The sequence below is a fragment of the Cytobacillus sp. EB106-05-05-XG126 genome (assembly GCF_058791715.1).
Genome location: NZ_JBYTDU010000005.1, coordinates 24044 through 45879, shown reverse-complemented (window position 1 = coordinate 45879; position 21836 = coordinate 24044). Strand labels below are relative to the sequence as shown.

Below are 21836 nucleotides of genomic sequence, written 5' to 3'. Positions count from 1 at the left end.
TCGTCTGCCTTGTGTGCTAAAAAACTATGAATTGATAGGGTGTGAACCCTTTCCTATATGAATGGAGGAATACGACGATGGCAAAAAAGATGCCTGAGATCGGCGATTACAAGTATGGTTTTGCCGATAAAGACGTTTCCATTTTCCGATCAAAACGCGGTTTGACAAAAGAAATTGTTGAAGAGATTTCAAAATTGAAGGAAGAGCCACAATGGATGCTTGACTTCCGTTTAAAATCATTGGACCATTTCTACAACATGCCTATGCCGCAATGGGGCGGAGATTTAGCGTCATTAAACTTTGATGAAATTACGTATTATGTAAAGCCTTCTGAAAAAACTGAACGCTCTTGGGATGAGGTTCCTGAAGAAATCAAACAAACGTTTGATAAATTGGGTATTCCGGAAGCGGAGCAGAAGTATCTTGCTGGTGTTTCTGCACAGTATGAATCAGAGGTTGTTTACCATAACATGCAGGAAGACCTTGAAGCAAAAGGAATCGTATTTAAGGATACAGATTCCGCTCTTCGTGAAAATGAAGATATCTTCCGTGAGCACTGGGCAAAGGTTATCCCTCCAACAGATAACAAATTTGCTGCATTAAACTCAGCCGTTTGGTCTGGCGGATCGTTCATCTATGTTCCTAAAGGAGTTAAGGTTGATACGCCATTGCAGGCTTATTTCCGCATTAACTCTGAGAACATGGGGCAATTTGAGCGTACCCTAATTATTGTTGATGAAGGCGCACATGTACACTATGTAGAAGGCTGTACAGCACCTGTGTACACAACCAACTCTCTTCATAGTGCGGTTGTTGAAATCATCATCAAAAAAGACGCATATTGCCGTTATACAACCATCCAAAACTGGGCAAACAATGTATACAACCTGGTGACGAAGCGTGCGGTTTGTGAATCAAACGCAACAATGGAATGGATTGACGGAAACATCGGTTCAAAACTGACAATGAAATATCCGGCAGTTATTCTTAAAGGAGAAGGCGCACGCGGTATGACCCTTTCCATTGCATTAGCAGGCAAAGGGCAGCATCAGGATGCAGGTGCGAAAATGATCCACCTTGCACCAAACACGTCTTCAACGATTGTATCGAAATCGATATCCAAGCAGGGCGGTAAAGTAACATACCGCGGAATCGTTCACTTCGGCCGCAAAGCTGAAGGTGCACGTGCCAACATCGAGTGTGATACGTTGATTATGGATAACCAGTCAACTTCAGATACGATTCCATACAATGAAATCCTGAACGACAACATTTCTCTTGAGCATGAAGCGAAGGTTTCAAAAGTATCTGAAGAACAGCTATTCTACCTTATGAGCCGCGGAGTTTCAGAGGAAGAAGCAACAGAAATGATCGTAATGGGCTTCATCGAGCCATTTACGAAAGAACTTCCAATGGAATACGCAGTAGAAATGAACCGCCTGATCAAGTTTGAAATGGAAGGTTCTATTGGTTAATAATAATTTTAAAAAAAATGATTGAACGGCTATGCCGTTCAATCATTTTTTTGTTTAAGAGACTCTACCTTTGAAGGAAGGCAGTTAGTCAACCTGTATTTTTCCACTCCAAGTCCTGCCGATTTCTTTATGTCTTCATTTAGGATTTCCATCTTTTATAAAATGAATGATAAATAAAGTGTTAGGTGAAAATAAATAGCAGGTGATGAGTTTATGGAGAAAATCATATCTTTCCTTCCAAAATGGGAACACTTATTTGGTGCATGTTTAGCTTTTTTAATTCCCTATTCTATTTCCAAAGTTTCAAAATGGTTACGATCAATAAAATCCAGTTAAAGATTTAGCATCCTCTTAATCAAAATTTCCACACCTAAAGTGTAGCTTAAAACTTACCAGTCTCGAAAAAATATTTTATGTAAGCAGGTGAGGGAGATGAATCAATGGGCTTGGCTGCAAAAAAAGAAAAAACAAACGAAAAATGCTCATCAACAAGTAAAGATACATGGGACAGATGTATTCTTTTCATCTAGTTTGGATTCTAACCTCGAGCAAATACAAAATATTTTAGGAAATAACCCTGATATCGCGATTCGCAGATTTAATATTGACTTATATAACGTTAAAGCAGCTGTCGTTTTTATTAAAGGGCTTGCCGATAAAGAGCAAATTCATGAACAAATATTAAAGTCAATCATGTTAGAACTTCAAATGCGAGAATGCTATGTAAAACAAGACCGGGCCACCGGCTCGCACATCAAAGAAATCATTAAAGACCATGTTGTAACGCTAACCGATGTCGAAGAAAACAACAAGATAGAAGACTGTGTGATAGGGGTTTTGAATGGAGATACGGCATTACTAATTGATAACGTCGATACATCCCTTATACTTGGAACAAAAAAATGGCCATCAAGACAAATTGAAGAACCAATTACAGAAGCTTCTGTAAGGGGGGCAAGAGAAGGGTTTGTCGAAAATATTCTTGTGAATATATCTTTAATTCGAAAGCGAATAAGAGATCCCCATTTAGTTTTAGACAAATATACAATCGGACGCAGAAGTCAAACACCGGTTATCATGGCATATATAAAAGATATTACAAATGACAGCATCATCCAAGAAGCCAAAAAACGAATAGAAAAAATTGATATTGACCAAATACTTGAATCGGGGATTATTGAGCAGTTCATTGAAGATGATTTTTTATCACCGTTTCCACAACTCATAACAACTGAAAGGCCGGATAAAGTAGCAAGTGGATTATTAGAAGGTCGTGTAGCCATCTTAGTTGATGGAACGCCTTTTGTATTGCTTCTGCCAGTCACGATTACCTCTATTCTTCAGGGGCCGGAAGATTATTATGAACGATGGTTTGTTGGTACCCTCATTCGCTTCATGCGGTTTGGAGCAGCGTTTGTCTCTTTATTTGGTCCTTCATTATACGTAGCACTTATTTCGTATCATCCAGGGTTAATTCCAACTGATTTAGTAATTTCGATTGCAGGAAGCAGGGAAGGAGTGCCATTTCCAAGTATTGTAGAAGCATTATTGATGGAAATCACAATTGAAATACTGCGGGAAGCAGGTGTAAGGCTTCCTAAACCAATTGGACAAACAGTTGGAATTGTAGGAGGGCTAGTTATTGGGGAGGCGGCTGTTACAGCGGGCTTAGTCAGCCCAATGATGGTCATTGTTGTGGCAGTTACGGCAATTTCTTCCTTTTCTTTACCGCAGTATGGGGCGGCAATAGCTATTCGAATCTTACGCTTTGGAATGATGCTTTCAGCTGCTGTATTAGGGTTATTTGGAATTATTATGTTTGCGATGGCCATTACGATTCACCTTGTCAAGCTTAAAAGTTTTGGTGTTGAATATACCTCTCCATTTGTTCCGTATCAATTTAAAGATTGGAAGGATGCAATACTTCGATTACCATATAGTGTTCTTAAAGAGAGACCTGAAATGTTAAAACCCAAAGACTCCACTCGGATTAGATAAAGGAAGATCATAGTGAATGGTTCAAACGAAAAAATTACACCTACACAGGCTACAGTCGCTTTAGTAATGACAATCATTGGTGTGGGGATTGTAACATTACCCCGCGTAAGTGCAGAGGAAGTTCAAACGCCTGATATTTGGATCAGTATGTTTTTAGTGGCGGAATCACATTTGTTGCTGCTTTTTTTCTAACCAAGTTATGCCTTCGATTTAAAGGAATGACGATTTATCAATTTAGTCCTATATTGGTTGGCAAATGGGCAGGTCTTGTTTTTAATCTATTTATTATTATGTATTTCATATTAGTTAGTGGATATCAGGCACGATCAATGGCTGAAGTGCTTCGCGCTTATTTGCTGGATAAAACTCCGATAGAAGCAGTGATTATCGTTTATATCGCAGTAGGCGTGTATATCGTGATCAGCGGCATATATCCTATTGTAAAATTGCTTCAAATTTACTTTCCGGTTGTTTTGGTATTTATTTTTTTTATGCTGGGTCTTAGTGTAACAAATGTTGATCTAAATAACCTTCGCCCTGTCTTAGGTGAAGGATTTAAGCCAGTTGTCAACGGGATTAAGCCAACAACTTTATCTCTTGCTGGAATTGAAAGTTTTCTTATATTAATCGCATATATGCAACGTCCACAACAAGCTATGAAAGCTGCAGCCGTGGGAATATTTATCCCGTTATTTTTGTATATCCTGATCGTAATAACTGTTATTGGCTCATTAACAGTAGATGAGGTTAGGCAGTTAACATGGCCGACGATCGAACTGGTCAAATCAATTGAAATGAAATTCCTCCTTTTAGAAAGGTTTGAAAGCTTTTTTATCATTCTTTGGGTGATTACAACGTTTACATCCTTTATAATGAATTTTTATTTTGCTAGTTTAGGTTTGAGTCAAGTTTTTAAGAAAGCGTACAAACCTTTTGTGTATGGTCTTATACCATTCATTTATCTATGTGCGATGTATCCGGAAGATATAAATGGAGTTTTTAAATTAGCTGACTATATTGGCAACATGGCCATCATAATTACAGGAATTATCCCCATCCTTTTTTTAATAATTGCCTTCATAAGGAGGAAACGAAATGCGAAGAATTAAAAAAAGCATCTTGATATACTGCTGCATCTCGATCCTTTTTATGGGAGGGTGTTGGGATCGCGTTGATATTGAAGATATAGGTCTGGCTGTTGGTGTCGGAGTGGATTATCAAGAACATTCAACAAAACGCATAACTCCTGAATTTACAATTCAATCTGTTGTACCTAAAGTATTGGCTGGAGAGAATGGAGGCGGCGGCAGTCAAGCAGAGCCATTTCAAAACTTAACAATGGAGGAATCCTCTTTATTTGAAGCGGGCCGTGAAGCTTCCACGGCTACAAGTCGCAGTCCGAATTATGCCCATTTAAAAGTATTGGTAATTAGTAAGGAAGCAGCACAATCCATTAATTTACTCCAATTATTGAATTTTTTCTTTCGCGACCATGAAATAAGACGGACAGTTCATGTATTGATATCAGAGGAAAAAGCAAGCGAAATATTAAGCATAAAAGGAACAAAGGATCCAGTACCTGCTTTAAAGCTATTGTCTATAACTGAAAATATGAAAACGAAAACAGCAAAAATGCCCCCAAAATTATCCTTAGGCGATTTCTCGGAAAAAATGTCGGCCAGTTCAAGCTTTTTGGTTCAGAAAGTACAAAAATTTAAAGGTGGAGTTCAAATCATTGGAGCAGCAGTTATCAAAGGGAATACACAGAAAATGATTGGGGAGCTTGATGAAGATGAAACCATTGGCATTAATTGTATTACAGGTGAAGCAAAAGCAGGTGCCGTAACAGGAGTCGATAAAGAAACGGGCAAAATCATTACATATGAAATTGATCAGCTGAAAAGTTCAATTAGGCCTCAGGTAAATGGAGGGGATATTTCGTATACAGTAAACATTAATACTGAAGGCCGATTATCTGAAGATTGGATTCCAAACAGTGATGCTTTTAATGAGAAATTTATTCGAGAAGCAGAAAAAACAGTTGAAAAAGAATTTATGCGATTAATGGAATCAGGATTAACCAAGACTCAAAAAGAATTAAAAGTAGATGTCGCTGGATTTGGAGAGAGTTTACGAATCAATCAACCGAAAGTGTGGAAAAAAGTAAAGGGAAATTGGGAGGAACGGTTTCCTGAAGCTTCAATTAATATTAACGTGAAGGTTAACATTAAACAATTCCAGACTCAAGGCAGAAAAATGAATAAATCGAAATAATAAAAGTGCAAAAGGAGCAAAACCTTCAACTAGCTTATACACGCCCCTTTAATTTATATAAGTAGCAACTTCCCAATATAGGGTAAAATCAGAGGAGTAACAAAATAAGAATACTTCACAGCCATAGGACGCTTTCTTAGAGTTAAGGAGAAAGCGTCTTGTTTTATATATGGCAAGAACTTGGAGTTCAATAAAATCAATGCTTAGCAATCAATTGTTTATTATTTTAAAGGAAGTTTAAAAAATCCTATGGTAAACTGGATTAAAAATCTTGGAAATTGAAACTTTTAATAAATTATAATCATATAGAGTTTCAGTACAAAATTTTCCGTTAAAAGAAAAGTAGAGTAAAAAAACGGAGGTGTTTCAATGATTATCATCGGCGTAACAGGCTGGGGCGACCATGATAGCCTATATACGGGCAATGTTTCACCTAGAGATAAGCTAAAAGAATATGCGGGCCATTTCCCTACTGTGGAGGTGGACTCTGCTTTTTATGCGGTGCAGCCAAAGCGTAACTCTTCCAAATGGGTAAAGGACACGCCTGAATCTTTTCAATTCATAGTAAAAGCGTACCAGGGCATGACAGGTCATCAGAGAGGTGAAATCCCTTTTGAAAGCAAAGAAGAAATGTTTGAAGCGTTTAAAGATTCATTGGAGCCTTATATCGAATCCGGCAAACTGGCTATGGTACTGTTTCAATTTCCGCCATGGTTTGACTGCAAAAAAGCCAATGTCGATTACCTCCGCTGGTGCAAGGAGCAGATGGGGGATATCCCATGTGCCCTGGAGTTCAGGCATCAATCATGGTTTCGTCCGGAGTTCAGGGAAAGCACATTAAGCTTTATGAAAGAGGAAGATTGGATTCACAGCATCTGTGACGAGCCGCAAGCCGGTGAAGGTTCAGTTCCGACAGTTCTGGAAACAACCAGTACTGACAAGGTACTCGTTCGTTTTCATGGACGCAATTTTCACGGCTGGCAGAAAAAGAATGCGGACAACTGGCGGGAGGTCCGCTATCTTTACCGCTATAACGAAAAAGAACTGGCAGAATGGGCAGAACATCTGAAATTGCTCGAGAAAAAATGTAAAAATGTATTCGTCGTTTTCAACAACAACTCTGGCGGTGACGCGGCAGACAACGCTAAACAAATGATCGAAATGCTGGATATCGAATATCAGCAGCTTGCTCCAAGACAGCTTGATTTATTCTAAAGCGGGTGACAGGCACCTACACCACTTCAGCCAACTGGTATAGGTGCCTGTCACTTTCACCCTTTTCCTTGTCCGCACATATTGTGTAAGGGAAAAGGAAAGGAGTGGGTGCAGGTATGATTGATTTGAAGCCGATTGATATAGATGGCCACACTTTTTTGAGTGTTTCAGTGCAGCTGCCGAAGACCAATCTGCTGGTGGTAACGAATGATAAAGGGTATATCATGTGCGGAGCCCTGGATGTAGCTTTGCTGAATGAGAAGCTTAAGGACCGAAAAGTAATTGCCGGCAGGGCTGTCGGTGTAAAAACGATAGACCAGCTGTTAAATGCCCCGCTTGAATCTGTCACTTATGAGGCGGAGGAACTGGGTATTGTTAAAGGAACCATTGGAAAAGAAGCACTTCTAAAAATGATTTAAAGGCATGCCTGAATAGGGCTGTCTTTTTTTAATGCATGAGCGCTCTGCACATAAATTACTCTATCCGCACGTAAAAACAGGTTATCTTCATATAAATCTTTCTATCCGGAAATATATCATAAACTTACTCTCATGCCGGAAATTTTGTCGTATAATGTAAATAAAACCAAATAATTCCCGAAATATAAGGTAGCACCGAAAAAAGGATAATGGGAGATATATATGAGATTAGCAGCAACCAATACAATTGAGACTGGCAGTGTTTTGGCCAAAGCTATATATAATGACAAGGGTCAGGTCCTTTTGCAAGAAGGTGTGGAACTGGCTGATAAATTAATACATAAACTGCAGGAAATGGGTATTACCTATGTGTATATTAAGGATTTGCGCACTGAGGATATCCAATATAAGGACCCTCTGACTCCCAAAATGCGCAAACAGGCTATCGAAACCATTGAAACCGTTCTGAAGGAAGTACAAGCAAATAAAGAGTTATCAGGCTCTCTGGTAATTGAGAATGCCTCCAAGCGGCTCTCAGGGCTGATACGTCAGCTACTCATTGAAATAAGGGGAAATAAAGAGCTTCTTACGATCCTATCAGATGTTTATACATATGATCACTATATTTTCACACACTCCCTGAATGTAACTCTGTATTCACTGGCAATCGGGATGAAGCTTCAGCTCCTGCCAAAGGAACTTGAAATCCTGGGGCTGGGTGCTATTCTTCATGATGTCGGAAAGATGAAGGTGCCTGCAGATATTCTTATGAAACCGGGTAAATTGACAGAGGACGAATTTGAATCAATAAAGAAGCATCCGGAAGATGGATTTAATATATTAAGAAAGGTAGAGACGATTCCTCTCCTCGTTGCGCATTGCGCCTTTCAGCATCATGAGAGATTAAATGGTTCAGGCTATCCGCGCGGCCTGCAGGGGAAGGAGATTCATGAATTCGGCAAGATAATTGCGATTGCCGATGTGTTTGACGCAGTAACATCCAACCGCATTTACAGACAGGCTATGCTCCCGCATGAAGGCCTGGAAGTTCTGTATGCAGGGGCCGGAAAATTATTTGATAAGAAAGTCATTGAAGTTTTCCGGCAGGCGGTTGCCGTGTATCCAGTTGGTGTTACAGTCGAGCTGAATGACGGAAGAAAAGGTGTTGTCTGCCGGCAGAATCCGGGTCTCAGCGACAGGCCAGTCATCCGCATACTTGAAGAAAAGGGCAGGAATGTGGAGCCCTATGAAGCGGATTTAGGGCTTGAATTGAATTCTGTTATTACAGGCTGTGATACGACTTTAGTACAACAATAAAGTGAAACTTTCTTCAGTGGGGCTTAGTTGAGGCCCACAGGACAAGGAAGGCTTCGTCAGCATGAGCATCGCACGACCAAATGCGTCAGCTTTTGGGAGGAAGTGGCGTTCTTAGTCTTTGTCCTTCTTTCGGGCCTTTACATTATAAAGCGAGGCGACTTGCCCAGGGGTGACAAGCGAGCCCCTAGGAGCCGCAGCTAGATTGGGCAGTTTGGCCCCACTTATCCTCCTTTGATTCGGCTGAGTCTTGAAGTGGGGTCTTACTGTCCGTTAGACTGCGATAAAGTGAAACTTCAATCAGTGGGGGCTTTTCTTTTCCCCACTGATTGTTAGTTGAACCAATCGGGCCTTTACGGGCAGTCTGACCCCCCTGATCCTCCTTTGATTCCGCTGAGACTTGAAGTGGGGTTTTACTGCCCGTTAGACTGCGATAAACTATTTTGAATTTTTGAGCCTAGTTCCCTCCTTTACAGCATACATATAGCTTGTAAAGGGGGGATTTGTTTTGGCAAAATTTCGCGGCCGGCTGCCCCGGAAAGGTCCTCTTCCATTTCGCTATGTATTTCTTCTGACCTTTGTATTTTTTGTTATTTCAACAGCTGCCGGCCTCTGGATTATCAATGAAGGGCTTAAGCCAACACTCATGAGCTATGCCGATTCACAGACAAGGAAAATTGCATCATTGGTGATAAACAATGCGATTAATAAAAAAATTACCAATGTGATGGATTTAGAAGATATGTTTGAAGCAAGCGAGAGCGGTGTTGTCAGCATAAACGTGGAAAAGCTGAACAGAGTCAAAGCGGAAGTAACCGAACTGGTTCAGGATAATATTAAGAAAGCGGAAAAGGGCGATTTGGATGCGTTGGAGTCCTTTACAGATGTGGAAATCAATACGGAGGAAATGCAGCACTCAAATGGAATTGTCTATTACGTGCCGCTTGGCCAGGCAACCAATAATGCCCTCCTTGGTAACTTGGGTCCCCGTATACCGGTGAAGTTTAATGCAGTCGGTTCCGTTACCTCCAATTTCATAACTGAGACAAAGGATCACGGTATAAATAATGTGGAAGTGAAGGTGCTGGTCCGCCTGGACGTACAGGTTCAAATTATCATTCCTTTTGCCACCAAAATTATCACAGTACAGGAGGATGTGCTGGCGGCTTATGGCATTTACCCGGGAAAGGTCCCGCAATTTTACAATGGCGGAGGGGGCACCTCGCCATCAATAGAAATACCGGCCGGCCAATAACTCTTGCTAATAGGTTAGTATTTTGATAAAATTCTACTATAATTTCATAAAAACCTTATCATATCCGATGGGGTAGAGGTGCAGGATTCAAAAGTACGCTGTGTGAGGATGACAACGACGACCGCAGCCGAAAGGGAATGTTGCCGAAGCAGAATTAGTGAGTCAAAACTAATCATGCTGGGGTTACTTCGAATAGGAGTAACACTGTCATTATGAGGGGAAAGTATGAATATACTTTGTCAAAGCCCTTCATAATGGGGAGCTACAGATCGTGATGGAGAAACTAATTACTTCAAAAGAGTAATGATAGATTTTTCTCTATCGTTACTCTTTTTTTATTTTGGTTTTCGTCATCATCCTTGTTGTTTCCCCTACGAAAAGCGGAAGGCGCCCGCTTATAAAGGAACGCAGACTAAAACCGCCACGTCCTGTGGCAACGTCTGCATGACCCGCTTCCTGCGGGCCTCAAGCATAAGACGAGCCGGCATGAAGGTTGTTCTTTAACCTTCTTGACGGATTGGCTTATGACCTCGAGCCGATGGCGCCTGTAGCTGGACACCATTCAAATTTCAGAGGAGGACAAGAAATGACTAACACGATTTTCTCCCTGCTGCCGCCTTTGGTAGCAATCGCTATGGTTATCCTGACCAGGCGCGTATTGCTGTCACTGGGAGTGGGGATCGTTACAGCCGCGCTATTGCTGGCTGAATTCAGCATCAAAGAAACTTTCAGCATCATTTGGGATGCTGTAAAAGGAATTTTTGTTTCAGACGGAGAGCTGAACACCTGGAATGTATATATTATTCTATTCTTGCTTGTATTAGGAGTTATTACTGCATTTATATCTATCTCAGGCGGAAGCCGCGCTTTTGGAGAATGGGCGATGAAGCGGGTCAAGACCCGTGCAGGCGCACAGATTGTCGGAGCTGTTTTAGGTATTATCATTTTTATTGACGACTATTTCAATGCTCTGGCAGTCGGTCAGATTTCACGTCCGATTACAGACCGCCAGCGCGTATCCCGTGCAAAGCTGGCGTACCTGATTGATTCGACTTCAGCACCTGTTTGTGTGGTTTCACCGGTTTCGAGCTGGGGAGCATATATTATTGCGCTGATCGGAACAATCCTTGCTGCACATAATGTTACCGAGTATTCAGCTTTCTCGGCATTTATTCAAATGATTCCCATGAACCTTTATGTATGGGCTACTCTTGCTATTGTATTTATCGTAGCGATAAGAGGCATAGAGATTGGGCCAATGAAAGTGCATGAGAAGCGGGCGGTTGAAGAGGGGCTAGTAATGGATCCTGAGAAGCCGGCACCTGGTGAACTGAAGGACGACCTTCCAACAAGTTCTAAAGGATCTGTTGGTGATCTTGTCTGGCCGATTATAGCTCTTGTTATTGGTACAGTGGGCTCAATGTTTTGGACGGGTTCACAGGCGGTTGAAGGAAATGCGACCGTTTTACAAATATTTGAGAACACGGATGTCTCTAAATCCCTAATCCTTGGTGGCCTGGTGGGTCTATTGGTTTCGCTTGGTTTATTCTTCCGTCAGGCGTTCTCCTTGAAAGGCGTTAATCCAAATGTTTTTGGAAAAGGGGTATGGGAAGGCATTAAATCCATGCTTCCAGCTGTTTATATCCTGCTGTTTGCCTGGGCGATTGTTGATTTAATCGGCCGTTTGGAAACTGGAAAGTATTTAGCCGGTCTGGTGGAAAGCTCAAATATGAGCACATCATGGCTTCCGTTTTTACTTTTCGCCATAGCGGGAATTATGGCTTTCAGTACTGGAACCTCATGGGGATCTTTCGGAATCCTGCTTCCGATTGCTGGAGACATTGCTGCTGCAACAGATATGAATCTGCTATTGCCGGCTATGTCAGCTGTCCTGGCGGGTGCAGTATTCGGTGACCATTGTTCACCGATTTCCGATACAACGATCCTTTCCTCAACAGGGGCAGGCTGTAACCATATAGACCATGTGATGACTCAGCTTCCATATGCCTTGATTTCAGCAGGAATCGCTGCTGTTGGATATCTGGTCATCGGATTTACTGGCAGCACTGTTATCGCATTACTTACAGTAGCTGTTCTTGTAGCGGCATTTGCTTTCCTTGGCCGCGGTAAAAAAGAAGCCTGGCAGGAAAATAGGGCAAGTTAAACACTATAGAAAAAGGCTTTCTCTTTGAGAGAAAGCCTTTTTTTGGTGTTGTCCAACATAAATAAAAAGGTTCCCCCTGAGGGAACCCTTTTATTTATAGGTTATTATTTTTTCTATTTAAGTCTTCATCATCTGTAATGTGTTCACGGTCGCCCTCAAAATGCACTTCTTCTTTCTTGAGATTTTCCTTGACCTGCTGTGTTTCCTCAACTTCCCGTTTGCCTACGACAATCTCTTCGGTGACAACGGGCTTTTTGGAGACTTCCACACGCTCTTCAGTAATAGGAATCCTGATTGTTTCATCGTCCGATATTGGTGAGACGCCGGCGCCATCCGGATCATCCACTTTTCTTCTTTCTACATATACTTCTTCATGCTCGACAGGTATATTTATTGTTTTTTGTTCTTCTACAACGTCCTTCTGGATTTCAACTTCTCCGGCTTGTACACGTTCTTTCGACACATCGAGCTGTTCTTCCCGCAGTTTTAATGATTGCTCATCATCTGCAGTTGAATTTCTTAGTTCATCATATCCGCCTGTGTAAGTGCTGTCCTCTCTGACTTCTGCAGTCCCTGCACCGGAAAAGCCTTTTGGAGTATCCATACTATCACTGTATAAAATGATTTTCCCCTCGTTCACATACGTTTCATACTTGCGGGCTTCATCCTCTGACATGCCCAGTTCTCTGAACTTTTCACCTGCAGAGTTGCTGCTCATGCGGTCATCATCAAACCAGGATGCCAGACTGTTTAAGAAACCTGCACTTTCACTGCTGTCTCTATTCTTAGTCTCGAAGGTTTCTGTATGAACACCGGTTTTATCTTCAAGAGATGTATCCAGATGTTCAGTCTGTGCAATGATCGAAAGCTCCTGAACAGGGAATCCGTCATTTTGCAGTTCTTGAATGGCATTTACTGCTTCCCTTTGTGAATTATAAACTCCGATAATATTGGTATCCATTTGTAAAAACCTCCTCAGTATTTCATTTATGCTTATGCTATATTTGGAAATTTTTAAGCACATTGGTTATATTCCCGGGGCCACGAAGAACAAACGAGGTTAATTTTAACATTCACATAATATAATTTTGAATTATCTGAATAAAAAAACGAAAGTTTTTAAGTTTTAGGAATAAATTTTACAAAGGAGGTGAGGACAGGGATAACGTGGTCAGTTTTGGTAGGATAACTCCTGACCGGGTGGAATCCAAATGGAAATTAAAATAGGAGTATATTAATTTTTATTGACGCTTTACTGTGGTATTGTACTAAAACTAATTATTTCGAAAAATATTACTATTAGGAAAATAATGTTTTGACAGAATATCAAAAACTAGCTATACTAGGCTTAGTCAGTTTTAATTATCTGAAAATATAAAAAGTTCCCATTGTTCTTTTTAATTGGGAGAATTTACAGGGGGTAGGATTTACTATGGATAATCGTCCGCAGTGGGGATCCAGAGCTGGGTTTATTATGGCAGCCGTGGGTTCAGCAATTGGTCTAGGAAACATTTGGCGTTTCCCGGCAGTTGCTTATGAAAATGGAGGGGGAGCATTCTTTTTTCCATATTTGTTTGCCTTGCTGACAGCAGGTATACCGCTTTTGATCATGGAATTTACAATTGGCCATAAGTATCGCGGATCAGCGCCATTGTCTTATGCAAGATTAAGTAAAAAATACGAATGGCTGGGCTGGTGGCAGGTCGCCATTTCATTTGTGATTTCAACATATTATGCAGTTATCATCGCATGGGCAATGTCATTTGCAGGCTTCTCGTTTAACCTTAAATGGGGTGACGATCCAAATGGATTCCTCTTTGGAGAATATTTAAAGCTTGCAGAAACGCCTGGAGATGTAGGCGGAATTGTACCGGGAGTATTTATACCATTAGTTATTGTTTGGGTTGTGACGCTTGGAATCCTGTTTAAAGGGATCAAAAAAGGTATCGAAATCGCGAACAAAATTTTTATTCCTGTCCTTGTAGTTTTATTCTTAATTATTGTTGTTCGCGCATTGACACTCGACGGAGCTATTGCTGGTTTGGATGCATTCTTTAAGCCAAACTGGGAAATGATAGCGGATCCTAAAGTCTGGGTAGCGGCCTACGGCCAGATTTTCTTTAGCTTATCAATTGGATTTGCCATCATGGTAACCTATTCAAGCTACCTTCCAAAGAAAACGGATTTGACAAACAGCGCCTTCATTACCGGCTTTGCAAACTCCGGTTTTGAACTTCTTGCTGGTATCGGTGTTTTTGCGGCACTTGGATTTATGGCTGCACAGCAGGGTGTAGGCATTAATGAGGTAGTATCATCAGGTGTGGGATTGGCATTCGTTGTATTCCCGCAGATCATTAACGAATTCCCTGCTTTAAATGGCTTATTCGGTTCTTTCTTCTTCATCTGTTTAACACTGGCCGGCTTAACGTCGTTAATCTCAATTGTTGAAACATTTGTTGCCGGTGTACAGGATAAGTTTAATGTATCTCGTAATAAAGCTGTTCTTGTTGGCGGCGGTTTATCTGCTGTAATTTCCATACTGTTTGCGACTCAGGGCGGTTTATACTTCCTGGATGCGGCTGATTACTTTATCAACCAATTTGGTGTTGCGTTAGCAGGCCTGGTACAGGTTGTTATTGTTGGCTGGGTGCTAAAAGAGCTCAAGAATCTTCAAAATCATGCAGATGCTGTTTCTGATATAAGACTTGGTTCCTGGTGGAAGATATGCTTGACAGCTATTACACCAATCGTGCTTGGCTATATGATGGTTCAAAACATTATTACGAATATTAAAGAGAATTATGAAGGGTATCCTACCAGCTTCCTTCTCTATTCCGGATGGGGAGTAGCAATTGGAGCCATTATCTTAGGATTTGTGTTTATGGCTATTAAAAAGAATGATACACAGACTAAGCTTACAATACCAGCTGATAAGGAGGTATCTCAATAATGTCTATAAGTGCAATTACAATGATGGTGGTTGGGATGCTCATTATCTGGGGCGGCCTTGCAGCAAGTATCATGAATGCTGTGTCCAAAGCAAAAAAAGCTAAATAATAAATGAAGGACTGCCTGGCTAATGGGCAGTCCTTCATTTATTTTCTTCTGGCTTTAATCCGTTCCTGTCTTTCCCATAATCTTAAGTGTGGATATGGATCGTAGGACCATTCAGTATAGCCGTTGTCTTTGTAGATGCCATAATGAAGATGTGGCGGGAATTTGCCTGATGTACCCGGAGGCCCATATCCGGAGCTTCCTACTCCGCCTATCATCATGCCGGGTTCGACGATTTGGCCGACTCTGAGCTCCTTGGCAAACCCGCTTAAGTGGGCAAAATAATGGTAATTGTTATTAATGTCACGGATGCCAATTCTCCATCCTCCATATTTGTTCCAGCCCTTCATTTCCACTATTCCATAGGAGGTAGCCCGGACGGGTACCCCGTAATCAGCAAAAATATCGGTTCCCTCATGAATCCGTCTGCCGCCCCAGCCCCTTGCGTCACCCCAGGTATTTCTGTAGCTGTAATTGCTCCTCAAGGGGACGGGGAAGGCATGATCATCGAGATCAAGGCGGCCGAATTGTTTATAAATTTGGGCTTTGCCGATGACAATGCCAACAGCTTTATCCCGCTTATAATAATTCCACAATCCAATTTTTAAATTATCATGGTCTGTACCATAGGAGAGAAGGAAATTTGCAAAGGAATGAAGAACATCTTCATCACTTTTCAAGCTGGCTTTACCGTCCCCGTCCCCGTCAAATCCTATTCCATTGAAAAATTGAATGGATGCAGGGTTTTCATCAGCTGGATCCGGATTCAGAATTCCCGCCCATTCTTCAGGTTTAAAATAGATTCCTGTTATGCCTTCAGCCTTGGGAATGTCTCTTCTTGACTGCCGGACATTCCTTTCATATTGGTCAATCCCCGCAAGGTAATACCAGGGAATGTTCGTAACAGCTTCTACTCTTTTATATAAGGCCATTCTTTGTTTATATATATCAGCTGCATTTTCTTGCGCACTGACGGTACATAAGGAAATCAGAAAAAACGATAAGGCCGCAGCAGCGGTAAATATAATACGCACGGAAATCCTCCCTTCTGTGATGGTCTGCTTATATAGTTTGTGATGAATGGATAATTTAATAAATATCAATTAATGGTAATACCAGAATCTTCGGCTTGTCCTCTTCAATTCATTATGATAAAGTGGCATCAGGTGAAGCCTAATCAGCTTAGTCGGAATTGTATGACTGGCTTTTTTAATGGGCAGAAAGTATAAATTCTGAAGTCAGAAAAATGGTCTAGCTCAAGCAGCGTAGCCCCCTCGATGTTTCGGGAGTGGCGGACAAGGGCGCTTGCGCTTTTCTTTACGTCTAGCTTCAGATTAAGGAGTGGGAAAAATGAGCAAGAAAGAAGAGTATTTGCGCAAGCCGGAATGGCTGAAAATAAAGTTGAACACAAATGAAAATTATACTGGCCTAAAAAAAATGATGAGGGAAAAGAATCTGCACACTGTATGTGAAGAAGCTAAATGCCCCAATATTCATGAATGCTGGGCAGTAAGAAGAACGGCTACGTTTATGATTCTTGGCGATGTTTGTACGCGTGCCTGCCGTTTCTGTGCTGTCAAAACGGGCCTGCCTACTGAACTGGATCTTCAGGAGCCGGAACGCGTGGCTGATTCTGTGGCTCTTATGAACTTAAAGCATGCTGTTGTAACAGCTGTAGCAAGAGATGATCTAAAGGACGGAGGTGCAGCTGTTTTCGCAGAAACAGTTCGTGCCATCAGAAGAAAAAGTCCGTTTACTACCATTGAAGTATTGCCTTCCGACATGGGCGGTGTTTATGAAAACCTGAAAACACTTATGGATGCCCGTCCCGATATCCTTAATCACAATATCGAAACTGTTGAGCGCCTGACTCCAAGAGTAAGAGCACGTGCGAAATATAAGCGCTCTCTTGAATTTTTAAAGCGTGCAAAAGAAATGCAGCCGGATATCCCTACAAAATCCAGCCTGATGATCGGGCTTGGTGAAACAAAAGAGGAAATCATTGCAGTAATGGATGATTTGCGTGCTCATGATGTTGACATTATGACAATAGGGCAGTACCTGCAGCCATCCAAGAAACATATTAAAGTGCTGAAGTATTATTCACCTGAAGAATTCCAGGAGCTGAAGGACATTGCAATGAGCAAAGGATTCAGCCATTGTGAAGCAGGGCCTCTTGTCCGATCTTCCTACCATGCTGATGAGCAGGTAAATGCGGCAGCTAAACAAAAGCAGATTATGGGAGAAAAGGAAATTCAGCAAGCATAAATTAAAAAGAGTCCAGCGCCATCGCTGGACTCTCTTCTTTGAAAAGGTTTTCTGGGGAGGAAACTTTCCTGTTACCGGTTTCCTGCTTTTTTGACGGTTTCTCCAAGATCATCTTTATCCATATCATCGTTTCTTTCGCCTTGCATTTCACCGTTTTCATTTTCACTTTCACTCATTCTTTCTCCTTGAGGAGATTTAAGCATTTGTTTGATTAACTGGTTAATGCCATTTTCAGCATTACGTCCATCAGAGTCCACTGTTGCATAGTTTTCAACATTTTTCCTTAAAGATGTATCATCACTTACATAGACATGATACCATCTTGGGACAACAGACATAGCCATCTTCTTGACCTGATCAGCTGTCTGATTTCGGTTTTTTGTGTCAGTATTATATACAATCAGGACTTCTTCATCTGTTACAAGAGTTGAAATATCGTCCACATTCGGAACTTCTGTGCAATATTTCCCGATAATATCTGCAACCTGTTCACGGTCAATGGCAGCATAGTGGTCTGCTGAAACGTTGTCTCCCATAATTGGGCTTTTTTGATGGCGTACATAGCCAAAGTCTTCACCCATATTGTTTCGGCCGTTTCGGCCGTTGCCCATATCCCTATTGTATAAATCAGCACGCTGGTCATTTACATTTACGGTATGACCGGTTTCTTCATAGATATCTTCTTTTGCGGCATTAGTTTGGCAGGCAGTCAGTGCAGCCATGCCGCTAATGCCAAGAATGATTAGTGATTTCTTCACTATTGACACCTCCTCATTTATAGAATTGCCACGTCTAAATTTTTTTCTCTTAGTAATTGATGGGGAATCAGTTATAATTTAAATAAAGACAAAATATTGGTTTGTTTTCATATCATGTTATTTTCAATATAATACTGTTACAATATGCTCTTAAAATGAGGTGAAAAAATTGGTTAGCATTAACAATATCAGTTATGAATTGATCCAGGAAGAACGGGATGGTTTCAATGAGGAGGCATTCCGGGCCAGATATAGCGAAATTTTATCTAGATATGACTATATTGTCGGGGACTGGGGATATGGACAGCTTCGTCTCCGCGGTTTTTTCGATGATCAGAGCCAGAAGGCTTCATTTGATACAAAAATCAGCACACTTACCGAATACCTTTACGAATTCTGTAATTTTGGCTGTGCCTATTTTGTTGTGAAAAAAGTTAATAGCTAAAAAGGGCAGGGGAAACCCGGCCCTTTTTGCGCATGCGATTTGTTTAAGTCTCTGTGTATGGCGGTTCTTCGTTTTTATCAGGATCGTCATGCGGAGGGTGCGCACCTGGCATTTGCCGCGGCAAGTTTTGGTGAAGGGACTTGAACTCATAGTTAAAGGCGCTGTAATAGCGCTGGCCCTCCCGCCAAGGGGTGCTTTTATTCTCTACCGGTTCATCCGCATTTCTGGGAGCGCCATATGCCCCTTCAGGCAAGTCCTCGGGAATCAGGAAATTCCTTTGGGTTTCCACATTTGAGAAGTCGGTGTATGTGCGTCTTTCTTTATCGTCCATGCCATCACTCCTTAAGAAGTTATAGGAAGCAGGGTCTTTAAAGAAGAAAAAGGAGAACCCACCAAAATAGGTTCCCCTTTAGTATCTGTTTATTATCGTATATTAAACGATTTCCATCAGAAATGTATTAAACGATTTCCATCAGAAATGATTTAAGGTCCTCTGCATCTTCCTCAGAAAGCTGAAATACATGCTCAAGATAGCCTTCTTCCTTTAAGTCATCTTCTCCTATGATGGCAAAGCGGCTTCCCTGAATATCAAGGACCAATTGTTTGCCGTAATAGCGATCAGAACGAACGATAGCTAAATCGAATCGCTGGTTTTCCCCCATAAAGCTGACAAATCTGGTTTTTGTATCTTCAAGATCATCATATAAGAAAAAGCGTTCTGCCAAATATAACACTCCTTAGTTGTTTTATCGCAGTCTAACGGGCAGTAAGCCCCCCTTTCAAGACTCAGAGGAATCAAAGGAGGATAAGTGGGGGTCAAACTGCCCGTAAAGGCCCGATTGGTTCAACTAACAATCAGTGGGGGATGAGGAAAACCCCCACTGATTGAAGTTTCACTTTATATACCGATTATAGCATGTCCTTTTAAGGTTTATCCCCCCGAATCTGAAATAACTCAACGTGATCCCATTGAAGGTATTGAAAACTTTATATACAATATAAAGGTATAGAGAACTTTAGGATTTCGGGTGGCTGTGATGACACGGATGCAGGCGGATACTCTAAACCAGGAGCCTGAAATCTTCATAGGAGGAACGAAGTGTTATGTATTTCGTAGACAGGGAAAAGATTGAAGACACACTCGGTTATCTGGAACAGCAAATCTCCCTTTTTAAAGAAGTGAAAGAGTGGACATCCCCTATTGAAAAGGCAGCCTTGGAGCGGATTGCCCAAATTATGATCGAAGCGATCCTTGATATTGGAAATACGATGATAGACGGTTTTATCATGAGGGATCCAGGCAGCTACGATGATATCGTGGATATTCTTGACGATGAAAAAGTAATCAGCAAAGAAATGAGCGAGAGCTTTAAACAATTCATTACATATCGTAAAATGCTCGTCCAAAACTACACAGATGTCAATCATGAGGAGCTAAAAGCAGCGATAAGCAGCCATATCCCTATGATTAAAGAGTTTCCTGACCGGGTCAGAGAGTATTTGATCAATGAACTCGGACCGGTTTCTGCATTTAAACCTCAATAAGGATCGGAGTAATCCGATCTTTTTCTCTAGGGCAGATTAGTCTTGAATAAAGAGAAGGGCGGTGAAGTTATGCATATTGGAGAAAACTCCACAAGAGATATGATTCTGAGGTTAATCAAAACAGCGGGAAAACGATCCATTCTGGAAATGGCCCAGAAGTTAGGGATATCCGAAATGGCCGTCAGAAAGCATATTCAGTCCCTTGAAAAGGATGGATTTATTACATCTTCAATCCAGAGGCAAACAAAAGGGCGCCCTTCAAAGCTTTATCAGCTAACAACAAAAGGAGAAGATCTGTTTCCGAAAAAATACAAGCAGCTAAGTGTTGAATTATTAACCGAATTAAAAAGTATGGGGCACGGCCATTTAATTGCTGAGTTATTTTCCAGGAGAAAAAGCCGCCTCATACAGCAGTATGAGTTTCAGACAGAGGGGAAATCATTCTCCGAGAAGCTTCATATTCTGGAGGAACTCCTTCTGCTTGAAGGCTTTATGCCGGAAGTTCGGATAGAGGAAGGTCAGGTCCATCTCAAAGAATTCAATTGCCCATATATCGAAACAGCAGAAGAATTTAAACAAATCTGCAGATCTGAAAAGGAATTTATCAAAGATTTTCTTTCTGCTGATAAAGTTGATATCAAGTCCTGCATGGCTGCGGGTGATGGATGCTGTCATTATATAATAGAGCAAGATTAAGCGCGGGCTCCTGTTCATCAAGGAGTTTTTTTTTGTGGGATTGACTGTATCCCGTTAATCATGAAAAATTGCACAATTCACCTCGTTCCTTTAAGATATCCTTTATGGGCGAAAGCCAAGTTAAAAAGCAATAATTATAGGGATACTAATCAAAGCTCAGTTCATTATGGGAGGAATAATTTTGAAAGAATATAAAGGATACTTAATCGATTTAGATGGCACTATGTATCGCGGGACAGAACTGATTAGTGAGGCGGCCGACTTTGTCAAAAAGCTTCAGGAACTGGGTCTGCCTTATTTGTTTGTGACAAATAATTCGTCAAGAACACCAGGCCAGGTGGCGGATAAGCTTGTGAAGTTTGGCATTCCTGCTGAAGAGAGACAGGTATTTACAACGAGCATGGCCACTGCCAGCTACATATACGAACAGCAAAAAGATGCTTCTGTATATGTAATCGGAGAAGAAGGAATACGGGAAGCGCTGTCTGAAAAAGGGCTAAGCTTTGCAGAGGAGCATGCAGACTTCGTTGTGGTAGGGATTGACCGCTCCATTAACTATGAAAAGCTGTCCATTGCCTGTCTTGCTGTCCGGAATGGGGCAACCTTTATTTCTACAAACGGAGACATTGCCATTCCGACAGAAAGAGGCCTTCTGCCGGGCAATGGCTCACTAACCTCTGTCATTACTGTATCAACACAAACTCAGCCTGTTTTTATTGGCAAGCCGGAATCGATTATCATGGAGCAGGCTTTGAAGGTGCTGGGAACTGCCAAGCAAGAAACGCTGATGGTTGGAGATAACTATGATACGGATATTTTAGCAGGAATGAATGCCGGTATGGATACTCTGCTTGTCCATACGGGGGTAACAACGAAAGAATTATTGAAGGGATATGAGAGACAGCCGGACTTTGTACTCGATTCATTAGCGGATTGGGACTTCAAATAGAAAAAGG

20 protein-coding genes, 1 pseudogene and 1 riboswitch are annotated in these 21836 nt (G+C 41.4%); of the genes and pseudogenes, 16 read left to right on the top strand and 5 right to left on the bottom strand.

Features of this window, described 5'->3' with window-relative positions:
- Positions 1-77: 77 nt before the first annotated feature.
- The 9 genes and pseudogenes from sufB to AC3WTL_RS16080 all read left to right on the top strand — a co-directional run bounded on the left by sufB (position 78) and on the right by AC3WTL_RS16080 (position 12114).
- A complete protein-coding gene (gene sufB, locus AC3WTL_RS16120; RefSeq protein WP_048008472.1) occupies positions 78-1475 on the top strand; it encodes a Fe-S cluster assembly protein SufB in 1398 nt (465 codons plus the stop codon).
- Between the two features lie 432 nt (positions 1476-1907).
- Entirely contained in the window at positions 1908-3473 is a 1566-nt protein-coding gene (locus AC3WTL_RS16115) for a spore germination protein (RefSeq protein WP_222499107.1), read from the top strand.
- A 66-nt stretch (positions 3474-3539) separates the two neighbouring features.
- A pseudogene (locus AC3WTL_RS16110) lies at positions 3540-4582 on the top strand (GerAB/ArcD/ProY family transporter).
- Complete coding sequence (locus tag AC3WTL_RS16105; RefSeq protein ID WP_222499111.1) at positions 4569-5747, top strand: Ger(x)C family spore germination protein; 1179 nt, start codon at positions 4569-4571, stop codon at positions 5745-5747. Before AC3WTL_RS16110 ends, AC3WTL_RS16105 begins: the two are co-directional and overlap by 14 nt.
- A gap of 369 nt (positions 5748-6116) precedes the next feature.
- Positions 6117-6962: a DUF72 domain-containing protein gene (locus AC3WTL_RS16100; RefSeq protein ID WP_163142573.1), complete on the top strand. Its 846-nt coding sequence runs from the start codon at positions 6117-6119 to the stop codon at positions 6960-6962.
- Positions 6963-7078: 116 nt separating this feature from the next.
- Positions 7079-7381, top strand: coding sequence for a YunC family protein (locus AC3WTL_RS16095; protein WP_035329361.1), 303 nt, complete (start codon positions 7079-7081; stop codon positions 7379-7381).
- A gap of 222 nt (positions 7382-7603) precedes the next feature.
- Complete coding sequence (locus AC3WTL_RS16090) at positions 7604-8698, top strand: HD-GYP domain-containing protein (protein WP_048008477.1); 1095 nt, start codon at positions 7604-7606, stop codon at positions 8696-8698.
- A 505-nt stretch (positions 8699-9203) separates the two neighbouring features.
- Complete coding sequence (gene yunB, locus AC3WTL_RS16085) at positions 9204-9950, top strand: sporulation protein YunB (protein ID WP_048011994.1); 747 nt, start codon at positions 9204-9206, stop codon at positions 9948-9950.
- 65 nt (positions 9951-10015) lie between these two features.
- Positions 10016-10223, top strand: a riboswitch (Lysine riboswitch).
- Positions 10224-10536: 313 nt separating this feature from the next.
- Complete coding sequence (locus tag AC3WTL_RS16080) at positions 10537-12114, top strand: Na+/H+ antiporter NhaC family protein (protein ID WP_248349495.1); 1578 nt, start codon at positions 10537-10539, stop codon at positions 12112-12114.
- 94 nt (positions 12115-12208) lie between these two features.
- On the opposite strand, the gene AC3WTL_RS16075 is transcribed toward AC3WTL_RS16080, so the two are convergent.
- Positions 12209-13075 (bottom strand): YsnF/AvaK domain-containing protein, encoded by an 867-nt coding sequence (locus tag AC3WTL_RS16075; protein WP_252219676.1) that lies wholly within the window; start codon positions 13073-13075, stop codon positions 12209-12211.
- 471 nt (positions 13076-13546) lie between these two features.
- On the opposite strand from AC3WTL_RS16075, the gene AC3WTL_RS16070 reads away from it, so the two are divergent.
- Both AC3WTL_RS16070 and AC3WTL_RS16065 read left to right on the top strand, forming a co-directional pair.
- The gene (locus AC3WTL_RS16070) at positions 13547-15064 is read left to right on the top strand and encodes a sodium-dependent transporter (RefSeq protein WP_048011991.1); all 1518 of its coding nucleotides are present in this window, start codon (positions 13547-13549) and stop codon (positions 15062-15064) included.
- Positions 15064-15171: a methionine/alanine import family NSS transporter small subunit gene (locus AC3WTL_RS16065; protein WP_156185225.1), complete on the top strand. Its 108-nt coding sequence runs from the start codon at positions 15064-15066 to the stop codon at positions 15169-15171. Before AC3WTL_RS16070 ends, AC3WTL_RS16065 begins: the two co-directional genes overlap by 1 nt.
- Positions 15172-15209: 38 nt before the next feature.
- Here the strand turns inward: AC3WTL_RS16065 and AC3WTL_RS16060 are convergent, their stop codons facing one another.
- A complete protein-coding gene (locus AC3WTL_RS16060) occupies positions 15210-16202 on the bottom strand; it encodes a M23 family metallopeptidase (RefSeq protein WP_222499117.1) in 993 nt (330 codons plus the stop codon).
- 316 nt (positions 16203-16518) lie between these two features.
- Here AC3WTL_RS16060 and lipA point away from each other — a divergent pair, with 316 nt between their 5' ends.
- Positions 16519-17436 (top strand): lipoyl synthase, encoded by a 918-nt coding sequence (lipA, locus tag AC3WTL_RS16055; RefSeq protein ID WP_048011989.1) that lies wholly within the window; start codon positions 16519-16521, stop codon positions 17434-17436.
- Between the two features lie 71 nt (positions 17437-17507).
- On the opposite strand, the gene AC3WTL_RS16050 is transcribed toward lipA, so the two are convergent.
- Positions 17508-18194: a YhcN/YlaJ family sporulation lipoprotein gene (locus tag AC3WTL_RS16050; RefSeq protein WP_252219674.1), complete on the bottom strand. Its 687-nt coding sequence runs from the start codon at positions 18192-18194 to the stop codon at positions 17508-17510.
- A 169-nt stretch (positions 18195-18363) separates the two neighbouring features.
- Between AC3WTL_RS16050 and AC3WTL_RS16045 the strand changes: the two genes are divergently transcribed.
- A complete protein-coding gene (locus tag AC3WTL_RS16045; RefSeq protein WP_197246759.1) occupies positions 18364-18639 on the top strand; it encodes a YutD family protein in 276 nt (91 codons plus the stop codon).
- 43 nt (positions 18640-18682) lie between these two features.
- Here AC3WTL_RS16045 and AC3WTL_RS16040 read toward each other — a convergent pair whose 3' ends face one another.
- Both AC3WTL_RS16040 and AC3WTL_RS16035 read right to left on the bottom strand, forming a co-directional pair.
- Positions 18683-18970, bottom strand: coding sequence for a hypothetical protein (locus AC3WTL_RS16040; protein ID WP_035331961.1), 288 nt, complete (start codon positions 18968-18970; stop codon positions 18683-18685).
- Between the two features lie 127 nt (positions 18971-19097).
- The gene (locus tag AC3WTL_RS16035; RefSeq protein ID WP_035331963.1) at positions 19098-19364 is read right to left on the bottom strand and encodes a DUF3055 domain-containing protein; all 267 of its coding nucleotides are present in this window, start codon (positions 19362-19364) and stop codon (positions 19098-19100) included.
- Between the two features lie 379 nt (positions 19365-19743).
- On the opposite strand from AC3WTL_RS16035, the gene hepT reads away from it, so the two are divergent.
- The 3 genes from hepT to AC3WTL_RS16020 all read left to right on the top strand — a co-directional run bounded on the left by hepT (position 19744) and on the right by AC3WTL_RS16020 (position 21829).
- The gene (gene hepT, locus AC3WTL_RS16030; protein ID WP_222499122.1) at positions 19744-20184 is read left to right on the top strand and encodes a type VII toxin-antitoxin system HepT family RNase toxin; all 441 of its coding nucleotides are present in this window, start codon (positions 19744-19746) and stop codon (positions 20182-20184) included.
- A 42-nt stretch (positions 20185-20226) separates the two neighbouring features.
- On the top strand, positions 20227-20880 hold the full coding sequence (locus tag AC3WTL_RS16025) for a helix-turn-helix transcriptional regulator (protein ID WP_248349490.1): 654 nt from the start codon (positions 20227-20229) through the stop codon (positions 20878-20880).
- A 181-nt stretch (positions 20881-21061) separates the two neighbouring features.
- Positions 21062-21829, top strand: coding sequence for a TIGR01457 family HAD-type hydrolase (locus tag AC3WTL_RS16020; RefSeq protein ID WP_248349489.1), 768 nt, complete (start codon positions 21062-21064; stop codon positions 21827-21829).
- Positions 21830-21836: the final 7 nt, after the last annotated feature.

What these genes read in the sequence shown, in the direction of transcription:
- sufB (WP_048008472.1), top strand. Translation starts at nt 78, where the DNA reads ATGGCAAAAAAGATGCCTGAGATCGGCGATTACAAGTATGGTTTTGCC.
- AC3WTL_RS16115 (WP_222499107.1), top strand. Translation starts at nt 1,908, where the DNA reads ATGAATCAATGGGCTTGGCTGCAAAAAAAGAAAAAACAAACGAAAAAT.
- AC3WTL_RS16105 (WP_222499111.1), top strand. Translation starts at nt 4,569, where the DNA reads ATGCGAAGAATTAAAAAAAGCATCTTGATATACTGCTGCATCTCGATC.
- AC3WTL_RS16100 (WP_163142573.1), top strand. Translation starts at nt 6,117, where the DNA reads ATGATTATCATCGGCGTAACAGGCTGGGGCGACCATGATAGCCTATAT.
- AC3WTL_RS16095 (WP_035329361.1), top strand. Translation starts at nt 7,079, where the DNA reads ATGATTGATTTGAAGCCGATTGATATAGATGGCCACACTTTTTTGAGT.
- AC3WTL_RS16090 (WP_048008477.1), top strand. Translation starts at nt 7,604, where the DNA reads ATGAGATTAGCAGCAACCAATACAATTGAGACTGGCAGTGTTTTGGCC.
- AC3WTL_RS16080 (WP_248349495.1), top strand. Translation starts at nt 10,537, where the DNA reads ATGACTAACACGATTTTCTCCCTGCTGCCGCCTTTGGTAGCAATCGCT.
- AC3WTL_RS16075 (WP_252219676.1), bottom strand. Translation starts at nt 13,075, where the DNA reads ATGGATACCAATATTATCGGAGTTTATAATTCACAAAGGGAAGCAGTA.
- AC3WTL_RS16070 (WP_048011991.1), top strand. Translation starts at nt 13,547, where the DNA reads ATGGATAATCGTCCGCAGTGGGGATCCAGAGCTGGGTTTATTATGGCA.
- AC3WTL_RS16065 (WP_156185225.1), top strand. Translation starts at nt 15,064, where the DNA reads ATGTCTATAAGTGCAATTACAATGATGGTGGTTGGGATGCTCATTATC.
- lipA (WP_048011989.1), top strand. Translation starts at nt 16,519, where the DNA reads ATGAGCAAGAAAGAAGAGTATTTGCGCAAGCCGGAATGGCTGAAAATA.
- AC3WTL_RS16040 (WP_035331961.1), bottom strand. Translation starts at nt 18,970, where the DNA reads ATGGACGATAAAGAAAGACGCACATACACCGACTTCTCAAATGTGGAA.
- hepT (WP_222499122.1), top strand. Translation starts at nt 19,744, where the DNA reads ATGTATTTCGTAGACAGGGAAAAGATTGAAGACACACTCGGTTATCTG.